Genomic DNA, 14,607 nt, shown 5'->3' with positions numbered 1-14,607 from the left:
TGAAACCTCATGTTCAAAACGTCAAAAAGAAAGCGATCGCTCCCTTTAACTCAAGAGCAATCGCTAATTTTTAGATTACAAAATACAGCTTAAGCAGCAACAGGTTCCAACAATTTAATGTCAGAAAAGATAAATTCCTGAGTAGAAAATTGTCCTGCTGTTTCGGTGCGAATCTCCCGACGATTTAGAATGAAATAGTCACCAACTTTTTCATACTCATCAATAAATTCGCTTCTACCGCCTTTTTGTTCCCCAGTTTTAGGGTCATGGTACACAGAGTCATACTGGTGGGACAGGTAGCCTTCCCCAGTGTCATGACTGCTGAAGGTGTCAATGGTCACGTAAGTACCGTGGATTAGACGGTGAACATGACATACTTCATTATTGCGGACTTTGTATTTATCGCCTTCAGCCTTACCACCCATTAAAAGCTCAACCGCACCAGTTTCATCAGTTTTACCATAGGTAAACGTATTGGCGCTGTGGGTGTCTTCAAAGCTGCGGCGGACGCGGTGAATTGCTATCTCCCAGGCTTGACCATGAATTGCTTTCTGGGCTGACTCATCATCTACATCCAAAACTTCGGCTTTCAGATTGGCAGTGATGATAACTTTGCCTGTAAACACTTTATCATCATGCTTAAAGGTAATATTTGCAGTATAACCAGGGAAATTCTTGTCCCAAGTATAGCGGTTTTCATAAGCAGCCCGGAAAAGTTCCTGAGCAGAGAGTTGTGTAACTGTCATGTGCTTCTCCTAGTCGCTACTGTAATTAGCGTTTTAGTTTCCTTGGTATTAGCATAGAAGTAATTGTTGAGGCTTGGATAGTCCCCAACTGGGTACACTTATGGTTAATTCTCTCCACGCTGTATTTCATGCGATCGCCAATGTCCAAAATGAGCAAGAATTAAGACTAGCTCTCACGGATAAAATTGGTGAGCATTTTGGCGTGCAAAATTGGGGCATTTATTTCTTAGATGAGCAGCCAACGGCTCAAATGGATGTTCAGGGCATTCCGGCAGTATGCTTAGAAAGCAATCCAGTCGGGCGCTACGTGGTTGAGCGTCATGCTCCCGCCCATGAACAGTTATTATTATCACCAAAAGACTGGAAGCATTTTTGCTCGCGTTCCGATCACGAACACGTGATGACTGGGCCAATTGTTTGCGATGGTCGTCTTGTAGGAACCCTTAACTTAGCTCGTGACAAGGGAAATCCTGCTTTTAATGGCAACGATTTAGCCGATTTGAGTGCCTTATGCATTCATTTATCAGCAAAAATGGCAACTCTACGGACAAAACCAAAAATATCCCATTCTCTTTTAGTAAGTCCTTTAACAGCGCGTGAGTTAGAAATTGCGGAGTTAGTGGCGCAGGGGTTAACGAACGCGGAAATTGGGGAAAAACTTTGGATTACGCAAAATTCCGTCAAACAAGCTTTGAAGAGGATGTTTCGGAAGTTGAAGGTTTCGGCGCGTGCAGAAATGGTGGCAAAGCTGCAAGATATCCAAGTTTCATAAATGATAATTGAGTCCAGCCGGAAACCACGTAATAGAAGGCACGGCTGCTTAATTCGATCTGGTAGAAATTTTGTCAAGAGTATGAGTCAGAAATTTGCTTAGGGACTTGCAAAAAATAAATTATCCCAAATTATTTATAGATTTGTAGGGGCGCAAGGCCTTGCGCCCCTACGACGGGATATTTTTTTAACTGGAAGTCCCTTACCTAATTCTTTTTGATAATAAGCCTTGTAAATCCGAGCCTTTTAAGCAACGAAACAACCCTCCGTAATAGAAGGGGGAATCTAGGGTACGGATGCATCTGGGTATGACCAAAGTTTTTCGAGTTGCTTATAGTATTAAGTAACAAATCAGCCTAGCTTAAAGACGCAGACAACTACAGCTACTTTGTGTCTGAACTTACTAACAAATATTGATATCTTTCAGTATTATTTGGTTCGCTCACGATTGCATAGTCTTCCCTGTATAATTCTAAGTTAAAGGCGCTAAAGCACAATTTCAGGGTTTTTTGATCCACGCCTGTATTCAACGACCATAATCGGTTCAGAGTTTTAGTAGAAACATTCATCCGATCGGCTAAATCTTCTAGAGTCAAGCGATGGCCATTGTTTTGAACCTTTTCCATAGCCAGAATTGCCGCTTGTAAACGCTTCAAGCCAGTGAGCGTTAGAACAACTCCCCGTCTTCGCGTGCTTTTAGAGTGCTTCATATCGCTAATTATCTATCTGCTTTTTTATTAACTGTCTCTTTATTGTTTCATGTTTTCAAACAGTTATCATACAGTTATTTAGCTGCCAGAGGATTTTCTAAGTTTAGTAAAAAGGTATACATAACTGCTTGATGGCAGTTAGATGAATAGGTATAAATAAACATAACTATATTGTATTGATTGTTATATTTACTGCACCTATGCAAAGCTGCTGACGCTTCTGCATCAAACGTCTTTTACTGCTTGCAAATACAAGCCTTAATAGTTCTCTTTATTTATGCCAACTTACTAGGATATTGCTTAAAGTTATTTCTTATGTTGTATTAATTTGAATTTTGCAGTGCAAGCGATGTCTACGACGGGCTATTTTGCGTCACTTATCAAAATTACCATTTGTTTACATGCAACATGCAGTAGGGGCGCACAGATAGCTGTACGCCCCTACTAAAGGACTATATTTTATGCAAGTGAGAAACGCTACAATCTATCATCAGCATGGGTAAGCGCGTTACCCAAGTATTAGAATTCGGTGGTTAGACACCAGCGCCCCTATTATTACTCTTTTATTGGCGAAAAGTTATTAGTACTTGCTGCCAATAGGATATCGTAACGCATTTAGCGTCCAACTACATCTTTGGCTGCGTCTGCCGCACTGTCGCCTACATCGCTAGCAGTTTCTTTAGCGCCCTTTACGTATCCACCTCCAAACTCTTTAAGGGCTTCTCCTGACTGTTGCCCAATCTTCTGAAGTCTTTCACCAGGAGAATCTTCGGTTTCACGAGCATCTTTAAACCACTGCCCTACTGTTTTCGGTCTTTCAGCATCATTTTGCTCTACCTGTTCGCGAACTCTCTCCTTTAAACCTTTATCATTCTGCTCCTGCCCATAATTGACATTCGTCGTCAGCACTAGAAAACCAACTACGACAACAGCCAAAAAAGATTTTACCTGAAGTCCTTTAAGTAGGGAACTGATGTTAGAAATCGTCCTAGAAATCAAATTTATCATGCCAATTAGCTTTTTTTTGACTACAAATTAAACATTAACTATAGAAAGATAATTATCCTTCTAGCAAAAGGCATATTTTTAGTTATAAAAAATAAATATATTTTAAATCTTTGGGAAGAGGTGATTTGTTAGAGGCTAATTGGTCATTGCGATCGCAACGCAGTGAAACAAAGCGATCGCTTCATTTTGCAACTCTTAGAAATGCTAGCGCGTAAAGAGAAGCTTTACGCTTCATTCACAATTGACTTGTAACGATTTTGGTAATTTACTTGCCTTGGGATGCTCCCATTTTCTCAATCTACTAAAGAAAATCATTATGTTCAAAAAACTACAACAACTCCAAGCGATTATCGCTTACAAAAACTCAGAAAACTTGGGTGATATTGCCATTCTTAAATCTGATTTATTTGGTGCTAAAGTTTCTCCAACAGTCGCCTCCAAGCTGCAACCAGTAGCGGGATATTATCCCAAACAGCTTTTTTAGTAGTCTCTCTTTCTGTTTATAAATGATGCTTAAGATTACTTCGGCTGGCAAATGTAGCACTAAATACATTTTTAATGCTACATTTGGTCTTTAATACAAATAGAATTGAAAAAAACATGTATCTTTGGTTAGATAAATTATCTATCTTAAGCAACAGATACTTGATGCATAAAAATAAATAGCTACTAATAACAATCAATAGTAAGACGACTTTTAGGCTAGAGACAAAGTTTTGTCTGACTTAGTGGATTTATACCGTAATCCTTAGATATTGAAGGGCTTCCAGACGGCAAATTAATCCACATTTTTTCCTCAACAAGAGAACTGCTTCAGGTGGAAAGCTAAAGGATGAAATACTGGATAAGGAAATTAGCAATCTGTATAGTATTACTGTATAACTTGCTCCTATCAAGTGATTACGCAGGAGCAAACCAACTTTCAAACATTGATGTGCAACAATTAAATGCACTCCCAACTGTTGAAAACCTAGCACGTGCTGACAATAATCTTACTAAGAGTAGAAAAGAAGATGTTTGCCGATTTAATGAGATTGTCAAAAGAATAGATAAACTAGAGGGACTCTTCACACTTTATTGCATTGAAGATTTAGGCAAAATTTATTTAGAAATTAAACCAGAGCAACTAAATAAAGACTATCTAGCTATAGTTACATTGGAATCGGGCGTTGGGGAAAAGGGAATTTATAGCGGATTACCTCTTTCTGATTTTCTTTTCTACTTCCAACGAGTAAAGAATAGATTGCACTTTGTTGTTCGTAATGTTAAATTCCGTGCAGAAAGTAGACCAGAACAGCGATCGCTCGCTCGTTCATTTAGCGATTCAGTTCTTTATTCACTAAAAATACACACTATCGATCCACGCAGTAAAAATATTCTAATTAACCTGGATGAACTGCTAATGCAGGATTTTCCCGGATTAACTCCCTTATTAAAATACTCTTTGCAGGCTGATTATCACTTGGATGCAAGCAAGTCTTATTTTGGGGATGTTAACAGCTTCCCAGAAAACGTAGAAATTGATTCTATTTACGGTTTTTCCTCACCAGAAGGAGCAAATTTAGTCACTGTACCTGATAGCAGGGCACTCACTCTGAAGGTACACTACAGTTTTTCTCAGCTTAGAGAAAACACTGCTTACATTCCTAGACTTGCAGATGACAGAGTGGGATATTTTATTACTGCTTTCCAAAATTTATCTAATAATAATGCTCGCGAATCATTTGTCCGTTACATCAATCGTTGGCATCTAGAACCATCCGATCCTAACGCCCCCTTATCTCCACCCAAAAAGCCAATTGTGTTTTGGATTGAAAATGCTGTGCCACTAGAGTACCGCGATGCGATTCGTGAAGGTGTTTTGATGTGGAACAAAGCGTTTGAAAAAGCTGGATTTCAAAATGCTATTGAAGTGCAGCAAATGCCAGATGATGCTGATTGGCAACCGGCAGATGTACATTACAATACTATTCGCTGGTTCAATTCTTTAGATGCAGGTTTTGCCAGAGGCCCAGTACGCGTTAACCCACTCACCGGGGAAATATTGGATGCAGATATTATTGTGGATGCTAATATGGTGCGTTCAATTCAGCAAGAATATCACGTACTGATGGAAGGAAATTCATCTTTTACGGATGGGCACTTTTCTTTGGGCAAAAACCCATGTCCAGGCAATTTATCTGCAACATTCTCGAAAGGTTTTAAAGCTTTTCCTGAACAACATTTAGTAGACAATGACTTCTGCTATAGCATGGAGTCTTCAGATCAAGCTGCAATGGGGGCGTTGGTATTGTCAATTTTACCAAACACTACACCCAATAGTGAAACGATGAAGAAGTATGTGCATCAATATTTGCGTTCTCTGATTGCTCACGAAGTCGGGCACACTCTCGGTTTGCGCCACAACTTTCACGGCAGCACCATGTTAACGCCTGAAGAATTAAATAATACTCAAATCACTCGTACTAAAGGTTTAGTGGGTTCGGTGATGGACTATCTACCCGTGAATATAGCACCACAGGGAATACAACAAGGTGACTATTTCCCAGGAGTTGTTGGGCCCTATGACGAATGGGCAATTGAGTATGGTTATAAAAGAAGCCCATCAGTAACACTTGAGGGAATCATTCCAGAATCAGAAAAAGGTTTTTTGGAGCAGATTGCACTGGTGTCGCCTCAACCAGAATTATCTTATGCAACTGATGAAGATATCTGGGACATTAATCCTTTGGCAAATGTCTGGGACATGAGTAGTGATGTGCTACTTTATTCGCAGTGGCAAATGGATAATGCCCGTTTTATGTGGCAGCGCCTTGACAAGCGTTATCTATCGAAAGGCGAAAGTTATAGTAACCTGCGCGTCTCATTTAATAGAGTACTTAAATATTATTTTCGCAACGCCACCTTACTTTCTAAATACATTGGTGGACAATCGTTTCGGCGTCTCCATGCTAGTGATGATGCTTCTTGGACATTTGTACCAGTTTCACTTTTAAAACAACGTCAAGCGTTGACAAAGTTACAAGAATATGTATTTGATGAAAATGCTTTCAATTTTTCACCACAATTGTTGAATCAACTAGCACCATCGCGCTGGGAACACTGGGGTAATTCTGTACCTAACAACCGCCTTGATTATCCAATTCACGATCGCATTCTGGGTTTCCAAAGTGCGGTATTGCGATCGCTATTAGACAGCGATCGCCTGAATCGTTTACAAGATATAGAATTAAAAACCCAGCCTGGAGAAGCACTTTCCATCCCGGAACTGTTCGACACCTTGCAAACAGGCATCTGGACAGAAGTTATTGCCCCAGGAGAACCAAAGCCAATTTCTAGCATCCGCCGTTCATTGCAACGGGAACATCTGAATATTTTGCTAGAGATGATGTTGGGTACTACTGATACACCTGAAGATGGTCGGACACTGGCTTGGTATAAATTGCGCCAACTGCAAAAAGCCATTGATGTCAGACTCAAACAACTGAGTGAAAGCCTTGATATTTACACCCTAGCCCACTTAGAAGCTTCTGGCGATCGCATCGCTAAAGCATTAAATGCACAGTTAATTTCTAAGTAGTCATTAGTCATTAGTCATTAGTCATTAGTCATTAGTTATTCTCCCCCTGCTCCCCCTGCTCCCCCTGCTCCCTCATCCCCGACTCCCCACTCCTAAAGATACCGTTGCAATAAACCAATTACAACTTCTGGTATTTCCAAATGAGGTAATATTCCTGCATCTGCGATCGCATAAAAATCTTGAATTGCACTTGGATTTGAATTTGCCAAGCGTTGTCCTAATTTGATGCTGGTAAATTGTGCCTTTTCTCCCCAAAAGATGACCGTGGGAATTGTCAGTTGTTTAATATATAAACTCAGATCGAAGTATAGATCGCCTCGCAAAAATGACAAAGCGGCAAACTTGGCATTAGGTTGTTGTGCAGAGGTTAAATAAGCCTCCACCATTTCTTGAGATACTCGTTGTGATTTGGCAAACAGAAAACTTTGCAGAAAATTCCGGACTGCAATTTCATTTTCTGCACCAAGCATATAAATAAAATTGTCCAACAGAGGCGCATTGATTACCGAAAGCGGAAGTCTGCGTCCAGCACCCTGCCCAAAATCATCAAATCCAGAGGGGGACACCAAAAACAGCGCTTTGAATAAATTGGGTTGAACAATAGCTAAACGAATAGCAAAAGCGGCTGTTAGAGACGAGGCTACCACCGTCACAGGTTGACGACAAGTTTCGATGATAAACTCTGCGATCGTGCTGAGATAATCCCTAATTTTATAATCCCGGACTGGATGAGCCGATTCTCCCCAGCCGATTAGATCGGGAGCTAAAATGTGGTAATTAGAGGCAAAAGCCGGATAAACTTTAGACCATTCATACGCAGATGCCCCACCACCAAAGTTATGGAGAAACAGGAGTGGAGGTAAATCTTCAGTATCAGAAAAGGCCCAAGGTGCATTTGTTTGGGTATAGTAAACCATTGCCCCCAAGGATGTATGGATAAGTTTATGTCCAAAGCCAGGAGGTTGAAACTGAAGCATAAAATTAAAAAGTATAGTTTAATGGCACTTTACCCGAAGGCAAAATTACGAGGTATAAAGTCAAGCTTACCGATAAATATCAGAGTAAGTAAACTTTTTGTCTCCTAAGCTATTTCATATTTAATTTGCATACAGTCAAACTAATTCATAATTCATTCTTATTTTTGATTACTATCTCCTGTGATTTGAACAAGTTGATTGAGGTTATCACCACTGATGTGGTAAGCTCCCCCAAAACCAACTACAAAACGGCCTTCACTCGGAGTTAGCTGGAAAATCCGAAAGTCAGACAAGCCGCGCAAAACCTCGATAATTTCACCAAATCGCTCTTGAAACTGCTCAACAATTTGATTCCACTTGTCAGTTTCACGTTCTATCAAAGTTGCCGTACAATCAAAACTCAAACGACGACGGGCAAAAACGAGATTACTCTTGGCTTCATCCTCGATAAATAAGACACTAACATGAGGATTGGCATAGAGATTTTTGGTATGAGTTGAAAGACCACTTACGTAAATGTAGATATTCTTGGAATCATCCATTACAAAGGGTGCATAACTAGCATTGGGTATTGCTTGGGCGCTCACAGTGCTAATGATTACACTCTCAAATTCTTCAGTAAACTTTTCGTACTCAGCTTGAATATTTTCAAGTTGACTCATAAGTAAATGACCGTTTAATTAGTAACAATTAATTATTGTAACGCGATCGAGCGATGTCTACGATGGGCTGTTTGGTGTCGCATGGGCGCAAAAGCTTGGAATACAATTATGCGTGACTTTTGACTTCCGCCTTGCGGTAGTATGCGTATTCCGCATTTTTTTTTGGGAATTCTAATAAAGAATCAGAAGGTAAAGCACCATGACAGACAACCAAAATCAACCCAGAGATTATGATGCAGTGTTAGGAGGACAATCTCCGCCTCCTGTGGATGGAGTAGTTTTAGGAGGAATTGAGGGAGTTAAACGTTGTTTATCAAATCCTGTGACTCAAGTGCGGCTTGCTGCACTTAGCGAAGCGTTGAAATATGGTGATGCAGGGTTGGATGTATTAATTCAAGCATTACAAGATAAATCGAGGTTAGTACAGCGTTTTGCTTATCGACTATTAAAGCCAAGAGTAGAATCGCAAGTTATACAAGCATTGCAAACATATAAACCTTGGAACCTACAAGAGAGATTAAATAAGTATCGAGGTTATCAGGGGATGAATGTTCCTCAATTTGCTAATCGGCAAGTTGTAGAGTTCGATGCAAATGTAGGTCTTGTTGAACCTGTTAACAATGCTTACGCCATCAGATGCGAGCATGATGACGAAGAAGAGGAGGATTTGCCTACTAAATTTAATAGACTTATTCAAAAACCCAACGCCGAAAAATTAGAAGCTTTAATATTTGGCTTGTGGGGAGAAGCATACGGAAGGGATTCAAGTAGCATTGTTGAAGTTTTAGTTGATGCTAAACAAGGTTTAAATAATCTCAAAGCTGTTTTTATCGGTGATATTGCTCCTGATGAATGCGAAATTTCTTGGATTCGGCAAAGTGATATAAGTCCCATTTTGAAAGCTTATCCCAAACTCGAAATTTTGCAAGTTCGTGGAGGGGATGGTTTACAATTTAGTCCGCCAATACGACACAATCATCTTAAAGCGTTGATTGTTGAAACTGGGGGATTAAGTCGGGATACTGTTGCACAAATTTGTCAGATGAATCTGCCAGCTTTGGAACATTTGGAATTATGGTTTGGCAGTGAAGATTACGGTGGAAATTGTTGGCTTGAAGATTTAAATCCGATTATTTTTGAAGAAAAATTTCCCAACTTAACTTATTTAGGATTACGCAATAGCCAATTTACCGATGAAATAGTCAGTGCTATTGTAGGTTCTCCAGTTATTGATTATATCAGCGTACTTGACCTTTCAATGGGAACGCTGAGTGATGCTGGTGCGGAAAAATTGCTAAATTGTTCGGCGATAAATAATCTTGATATTCTCAATATTTCAGAAAGCTTTTTATCTCAGGGAATGATTGAAAAATTCTCTGAGTTGGATGTGCGTGTTTTGGCAAATAATCAGAAGAAAGAAGAATACGATAGCTATATTCATAGTCGCTATTGTTCTGTTTCAGAGTGAAATTTACAGTAATGAGCGACTGGAAGTCGCGGCTACACAGACAAAACCCGCCTGCGCGGGTTAAAAAACTTTCTCTTAATTAGTTCAATTTTAACTATGAATAATAATTCTAATCAACCCGGAGAATTTGACGCAGTACTTGGTGGAGAAGCGCAAAATCAAAACTACGGTGTAGTTTTGGGAGGAATTGAAGGAGTTCAAAATCGTCTAAATAGCGAAGATGATGAAGTGAAAACTTCAGCACTTGAAGATGCACTTACTAAAATCCTATCCTTACTTAGAATTACTTCATATCCGGGGTCGAATGCTTGAAGAAGATATTCTCAAGCCTGAACGAAAAATACTACAAGTTCGCAACTCTCAAAATAATTCTATTATTCCTATAAAGCCTTTAAAACATGAGAATTTAAAAACTTTGATTGTTGATGCTGATGGAATATCTGATAGTAATATTGCGAAAATTTGCAATTTAAATTTACCATCTCTAGAATACTTCGAGCTATGGCTAAGTAGAAGTGATTTAAGCAACATCAATATCGATAGTTTAGCACCTATGCTTTCGGGTGAGTCGTTCCCTAACTTGGTATACCTAGCAGTAAGACAATGTGGAAATATGAGCGAGGTTGCTCAAGCTATTGTTAATTCTCCAATTATGGGAAATCTGAAAGTGCTTGAGTTAACAGATGGAAATATAGGTAATGGAAATGCTTTATTAAAGTCTCCAATAATTAATCGCCTGCATACTCTCAATATTTCTAGAAATCGTTTACCTAAAAATATAATTGAGCAATTTTCTGAGTTGAAATGTCGAGTAATTGCAGATTCTCAGTTTAGCGATCGCTATTACTCAGTCTGGGAATAAATTAATAAAATAATACAAGTTTATCTAAGATGAACAATAATCCAAATAAACCCACAGAATATGATGCAGTGCTTGGTGGAAAAACACATCCTGATAGTCGTGTGGTATTAGGAGGGATTGCAGGAGTTAAGAATCGGTTAAAAAGTGGGATTTTTGAAGTACACGTTGCTGCACTTGCTGATGCATTAAATTATGGAGATGCAGGTTTAAATTTGGTGATTGATGCCTTGCAAGATTATTCGGATAAGATTCACCAAATTGCAATTGAACTATTGCAAGAAACAGAAGGGAAAGGTAAACAAGCACTTTTAGGCTGTGAACCTTGGTTATTTTTTACAACTTTAAAAGATTGGACATCGGAAAATTTTAATCCGAAAGCTGGTATCACTAATCCATCTGAAACAGCCTATATAGTAAAAGTTGAGCAATTAAAGTTACTATTGCAAGACCCGCAAGTTAGTCAGATTGAAGCTTTAATTTGTCATTTATCTGGGTACGACTGTTATTACGAAGTTAGCCAAGATTTTTATAGTTATGTTGATATTCTCTTTGAAGCGCGTCAGCAATTAACTAATCTTAAAGCTATGTTTATAGGTGATTGTCGAGATAATTACTACAAAAAGTCTTATATAGGTGTGGGGGATATAACTTTAATATTAGAAGCTTGTCCCAATCTAGAAGTGCTACATATTCGTGCTTGCTGCAACGAACTGGAATGTGAAAAACTACAGCATAAAAATTTAAAAACTTTAATTATTGAGACAGCAAATATTAGTGATGTAGCTATTTATCGCCTTTGCTCACTCGATTTACCAGCGTTAGAATATTTTGAATTATGGATAGGCAGACCTTCTGAAAATAGCTCTGATAATACTATTGATAGTCTCAGACCAATACTTTTTAGTGAATCATTCCCGAACTTAAGCTATTTAGCTTTACATAGCGATTACGCTGATGCAATAGCCGATGCGATCGCACAATCTTCTTTTATGGCCGAATCCCCGATTCTTGCAACTCTTGAAGTACTTGATTTATCAATGGGAAACTTGACTGACACAGGTTTGAACGCTTTAATTGAATCTCAAGCAATTATTAATTTACATACCCTCAATATCGCTCACAATTATGTATCTGAAGAATTTATTCAAGAGATTAAACAATCATCGCTAATTGATTGTTTATTGATTGCTCATTCTCAGGAAAAGATACATGACGGGTGTAATGCTTCTCGCTACTCTGCGTTATATGAATGAAAAACTTTGCAAATATTTACCCATAAATTAGGATTAACCAAAATGAACAACAATCCAGATAAACCGAGAGAATTTGACGCTGTACTTGGTGGGGAAGCGCCACCTCCTGTTAGTGGTGTGGTTTTAGGAGGAATTGAAGGCGTAAAAAGTAGGTTGAAAAGTTCGGTTGTTGAAGTGAAGGTTGCAGCACTTTCTGAGGCTCTTAATTATGGGGATATTGGTTTAGATTTAGTGATTAATACTTTAACGAATTCTTCCGAGCAAGTGCAGCGTTTTGCTGCAAAATTATTAAAACAAAGGGGAGGAGACAAAGGTAAGCAAGCGTTACTAAATTCTAATCCATATCTTGCTTTTACCATGATGACCGACTGGTTAGTTAAAGAATTTAATTCAGAAGTAGATATTATAAATCCTGAAATTACAGCTTATTCTTTAAATTTACAACTAGATTGGCCGCCTTTGTATGCCAAAGTTAGATCAATAGTAAAATCTGGATCTGCACCGTCTTTCAGGGCAGAAATACAACGTCTTGATAGAGAACAAACAACCAAAAAATTTCAAGTATTTCTTCATAATCCCCAGATCCATGATATCCAGGCTTTACACTGTCACTATCCTAGTCACTGTTTTATAGACATTTTTATTGAAGCAAAGAACCAACTGAGCAAGCTTAAGGCATTATTTTGGGGAGATCCTCAAGATGACCCTTACAAAGACACCTCCAGAGATAAATTGACCAGGAATATGAGTCTTGTTCTAGAAGCTTATCCCAACTTGGAGATTCTTCATATACGTGGTGACGCTAAAGGAGATTATTACGATCCTTTAGGTTCATGCTTATCATTTACTTTAGCGGAACATCATTATCTTAAAACGTTAATTATTGAAACTAATTTTTTACCGGAATCAACAGTTAATGAGATTGTTAATCTTAATTTGCCAAATCTAGAATATCTGGAATTGTGGATAGGGAACGCAGGATTGGATGCAGTTAGCTTAATCCCAAAAATCTCTGAGCAGTTTCCGAAACTTCAGTATTTGGGCATACGCAGTTGTGAAGATGCTGATGAAGTAGCCAAAGCATTAGTGAGTTCTCCTTTAATAGAACGCCTGAAAATTCTCGACCTTTCGATGGGAGAAATGACAAATCAAGGAGTGGAATATCTTTTAAATTGTCCCGCAGTAAACCAACTCCACACCCTTAATCTTTCTATGAACTACATTTCAAATACCGAAGTCTTAGACCAACTTGCGTGCCACGTAATTGCACAACCTCAAGATGGTGAATATGGCGATCGCTATTCTGCCCTCCACGAATAAATAATACATTAGATAATGCTAAATTTCATCCTCATCGCCAACCCTGAAAATCGCCGTGTCGGTTTCCTCCAACAAGCGATCGCCCATTTCAACTTACCACCAGCCACGGTAGTAGATTACGCCGACTTAATAGCAGGAAAACAAACTCTCGAACAATTCAATACACCCAACACCATTATCCGCTTTGAATCTCCAGAAAAAAACTTTGATGTTGATAAAGCCATCATTGCAGAAGGGAGTAGGGAAATTTTTTCTACTTCCAGTCATCAACATATCAGTGCAGAAGCCGCGACAAAATTAGAATTTGACAAAGGACTCATCCTCTATCCGCGACAGTGGTATTTAGGCTGGCGGTATCTGTTGCAAAAATGGGAAACACAACTTACTCCCCTCGCTTGCGGAGAGGGGTTGGGGGTGGGGTACTTCATGAACCATCCCCAAGATATCGCTGTGATGTTTGACAAACCAGCTTGTCACGAAAGATTCAGCCGTCATACTATCCCCGTTCCGCGATCGCTAGGTAAAATCCACAACTACGATCATTTACGCGAACAAATGCAAATGCAGGGAATAGAACGAGTATTTGTCAAACTTTCCCACGGTTCCGCCGCTTCTGGAGTCGTTGCTTATCGCGCAAATTCGCGTTTTGAATCAGCCATAACTACTGTTGAACGAGTGCGAGAAAATGGGCAAACTCTGCTTTACAACTCCCGGAAAATTAGGCACTACACTCACCGCGAAGAAATCGCCGATATCATCAATATTTTGACAGCAGAAGGCGTACAAGTTGAAGAATGGCTACCCAAAGCACATTTGCAAGAATGCGGGTTTGATGTGCGTGTGGTGGTTATCAATGGTGAAGCACAGCATATCGTTGTTCGCCTTGGTAAAAGTCCCATGACAAATTTACATTTGGGAAATGAACGGGGAAATACTGAGGAATTTTTAGCAAAACTTGGTGTAGAAAATTGGGAGATAATGAAGCGAACTTGTGAACAAGCAGCAGCGTTATTTCCTAATAGTTTATATTGTGGAGTTGATTTACTAATTTTACCCGATTGGAAAACTCATGCGATTCTAGAGATTAATGCTTTTGGTGATTTATTACCGGGTATTTTGTGGAATGGGATGGATACTTACACGAGTGAAGTTAAGGCGATTTTGGCAAGATAAATGTAGGGTGCGACTATAAGAGGTTGTTTGAAAAGTTCTCTTGTCAGTATCAAATATTTTTTTACCCCACCCTAACC

14 protein-coding genes are annotated in these 14,607 nt (G+C 39.1%); 9 read left to right on the top strand and 5 right to left on the bottom strand.

Annotated elements, in window-relative coordinates; genetic code table 11:
• Positions 1-89: 89 nt before the first annotated feature.
• Positions 90-746, bottom strand: a complete 657-nt coding sequence (locus tag V7L01_RS09695; protein WP_335034117.1) for a DUF3386 domain-containing protein — start codon at positions 744-746, stop codon at positions 90-92.
• A 100-nt stretch (positions 747-846) separates the two neighbouring features.
• On the opposite strand from V7L01_RS09695, the gene V7L01_RS09690 reads away from it, so the two are divergent.
• Positions 847-1,518, top strand: a complete 672-nt coding sequence (locus V7L01_RS09690; protein WP_335034115.1) for a LuxR C-terminal-related transcriptional regulator — start codon at positions 847-849, stop codon at positions 1,516-1,518.
• A 382-nt stretch (positions 1,519-1,900) separates the two neighbouring features.
• Here the strand turns inward: V7L01_RS09690 and V7L01_RS09685 are convergent, their stop codons facing one another.
• Together V7L01_RS09685 and V7L01_RS09680 are read right to left on the bottom strand one after the other, a co-directional pair.
• Positions 1,901-2,227, bottom strand: coding sequence for a hypothetical protein (locus tag V7L01_RS09685; protein WP_335034113.1), 327 nt, complete (start codon positions 2,225-2,227; stop codon positions 1,901-1,903).
• A gap of 615 nt (positions 2,228-2,842) precedes the next feature.
• Entirely contained in the window at positions 2,843-3,235 is a 393-nt protein-coding gene (locus V7L01_RS09680; protein ID WP_335034112.1) for a hypothetical protein, read from the bottom strand.
• A 316-nt stretch (positions 3,236-3,551) separates the two neighbouring features.
• On the opposite strand from V7L01_RS09680, the gene V7L01_RS09675 reads away from it, so the two are divergent.
• Together V7L01_RS09675 and V7L01_RS09670 are read left to right on the top strand one after the other, a co-directional pair.
• A complete protein-coding gene (locus V7L01_RS09675) occupies positions 3,552-3,719 on the top strand; it encodes a hypothetical protein (RefSeq protein ID WP_335034111.1) in 168 nt (55 codons plus the stop codon).
• A gap of 348 nt (positions 3,720-4,067) precedes the next feature.
• Positions 4,068-6,815 carry a zinc-dependent metalloprotease gene (locus V7L01_RS09670; protein ID WP_335034108.1) on the top strand — a complete coding sequence of 916 codons (2,748 nt, stop codon included), beginning with the start codon at positions 4,068-4,070 and terminating at the stop codon, positions 6,813-6,815.
• 92 nt (positions 6,816-6,907) lie between these two features.
• On the opposite strand, the gene V7L01_RS09665 is transcribed toward V7L01_RS09670, so the two are convergent.
• Positions 6,908-7,792 (bottom strand): alpha/beta fold hydrolase, encoded by an 885-nt coding sequence (locus tag V7L01_RS09665; RefSeq protein ID WP_335034106.1) that lies wholly within the window; start codon positions 7,790-7,792, stop codon positions 6,908-6,910.
• A 158-nt stretch (positions 7,793-7,950) separates the two neighbouring features.
• Positions 7,951-8,454: a HugZ family pyridoxamine 5'-phosphate oxidase gene (locus tag V7L01_RS09660; RefSeq protein ID WP_335034104.1), complete on the bottom strand. Its 504-nt coding sequence runs from the start codon at positions 8,452-8,454 to the stop codon at positions 7,951-7,953.
• A 199-nt stretch (positions 8,455-8,653) separates the two neighbouring features.
• Here V7L01_RS09660 and V7L01_RS09655 point away from each other — a divergent pair, with 199 nt between their 5' ends.
• The 6 genes from V7L01_RS09655 (at position 8,654) to V7L01_RS09630 (ending at position 14,530) form a co-directional block, all read left to right on the top strand.
• Positions 8,654-9,922, top strand: coding sequence for an STM4015 family protein (locus tag V7L01_RS09655; protein ID WP_335034101.1), 1,269 nt, complete (start codon positions 8,654-8,656; stop codon positions 9,920-9,922).
• 96 nt (positions 9,923-10,018) lie between these two features.
• Complete coding sequence (locus V7L01_RS09650) at positions 10,019-10,234, top strand: hypothetical protein (RefSeq protein ID WP_335034099.1); 216 nt, start codon at positions 10,019-10,021, stop codon at positions 10,232-10,234.
• Positions 10,227-10,784: a hypothetical protein gene (locus V7L01_RS09645; protein WP_335034097.1), complete on the top strand. Its 558-nt coding sequence runs from the start codon at positions 10,227-10,229 to the stop codon at positions 10,782-10,784. The genes V7L01_RS09650 and V7L01_RS09645 overlap by 8 nt, the downstream gene beginning before the upstream one ends.
• Positions 10,785-10,813: 29 nt before the next feature.
• A complete protein-coding gene (locus tag V7L01_RS09640; protein ID WP_335034096.1) occupies positions 10,814-12,037 on the top strand; it encodes a hypothetical protein in 1,224 nt (407 codons plus the stop codon).
• 42 nt (positions 12,038-12,079) lie between these two features.
• On the top strand, positions 12,080-13,357 hold the full coding sequence (locus tag V7L01_RS09635) for a hypothetical protein (protein WP_335034095.1): 1,278 nt from the start codon (positions 12,080-12,082) through the stop codon (positions 13,355-13,357).
• A 15-nt stretch (positions 13,358-13,372) separates the two neighbouring features.
• Positions 13,373-14,530 (top strand): STM4014 family protein, encoded by a 1,158-nt coding sequence (locus V7L01_RS09630; RefSeq protein ID WP_335034093.1) that lies wholly within the window; start codon positions 13,373-13,375, stop codon positions 14,528-14,530.
• Positions 14,531-14,607: the final 77 nt, after the last annotated feature.

It is taken from the genome of Nostoc sp., from assembly GCF_036917095.1.
GTDB lineage: Bacteria > Cyanobacteriota > Cyanobacteriia > Cyanobacteriales > Nostocaceae > Nostoc.
Note: the sequence above shows the minus strand (reverse complement) of the source record. Positions and strands in the feature narration are given on the sequence as shown.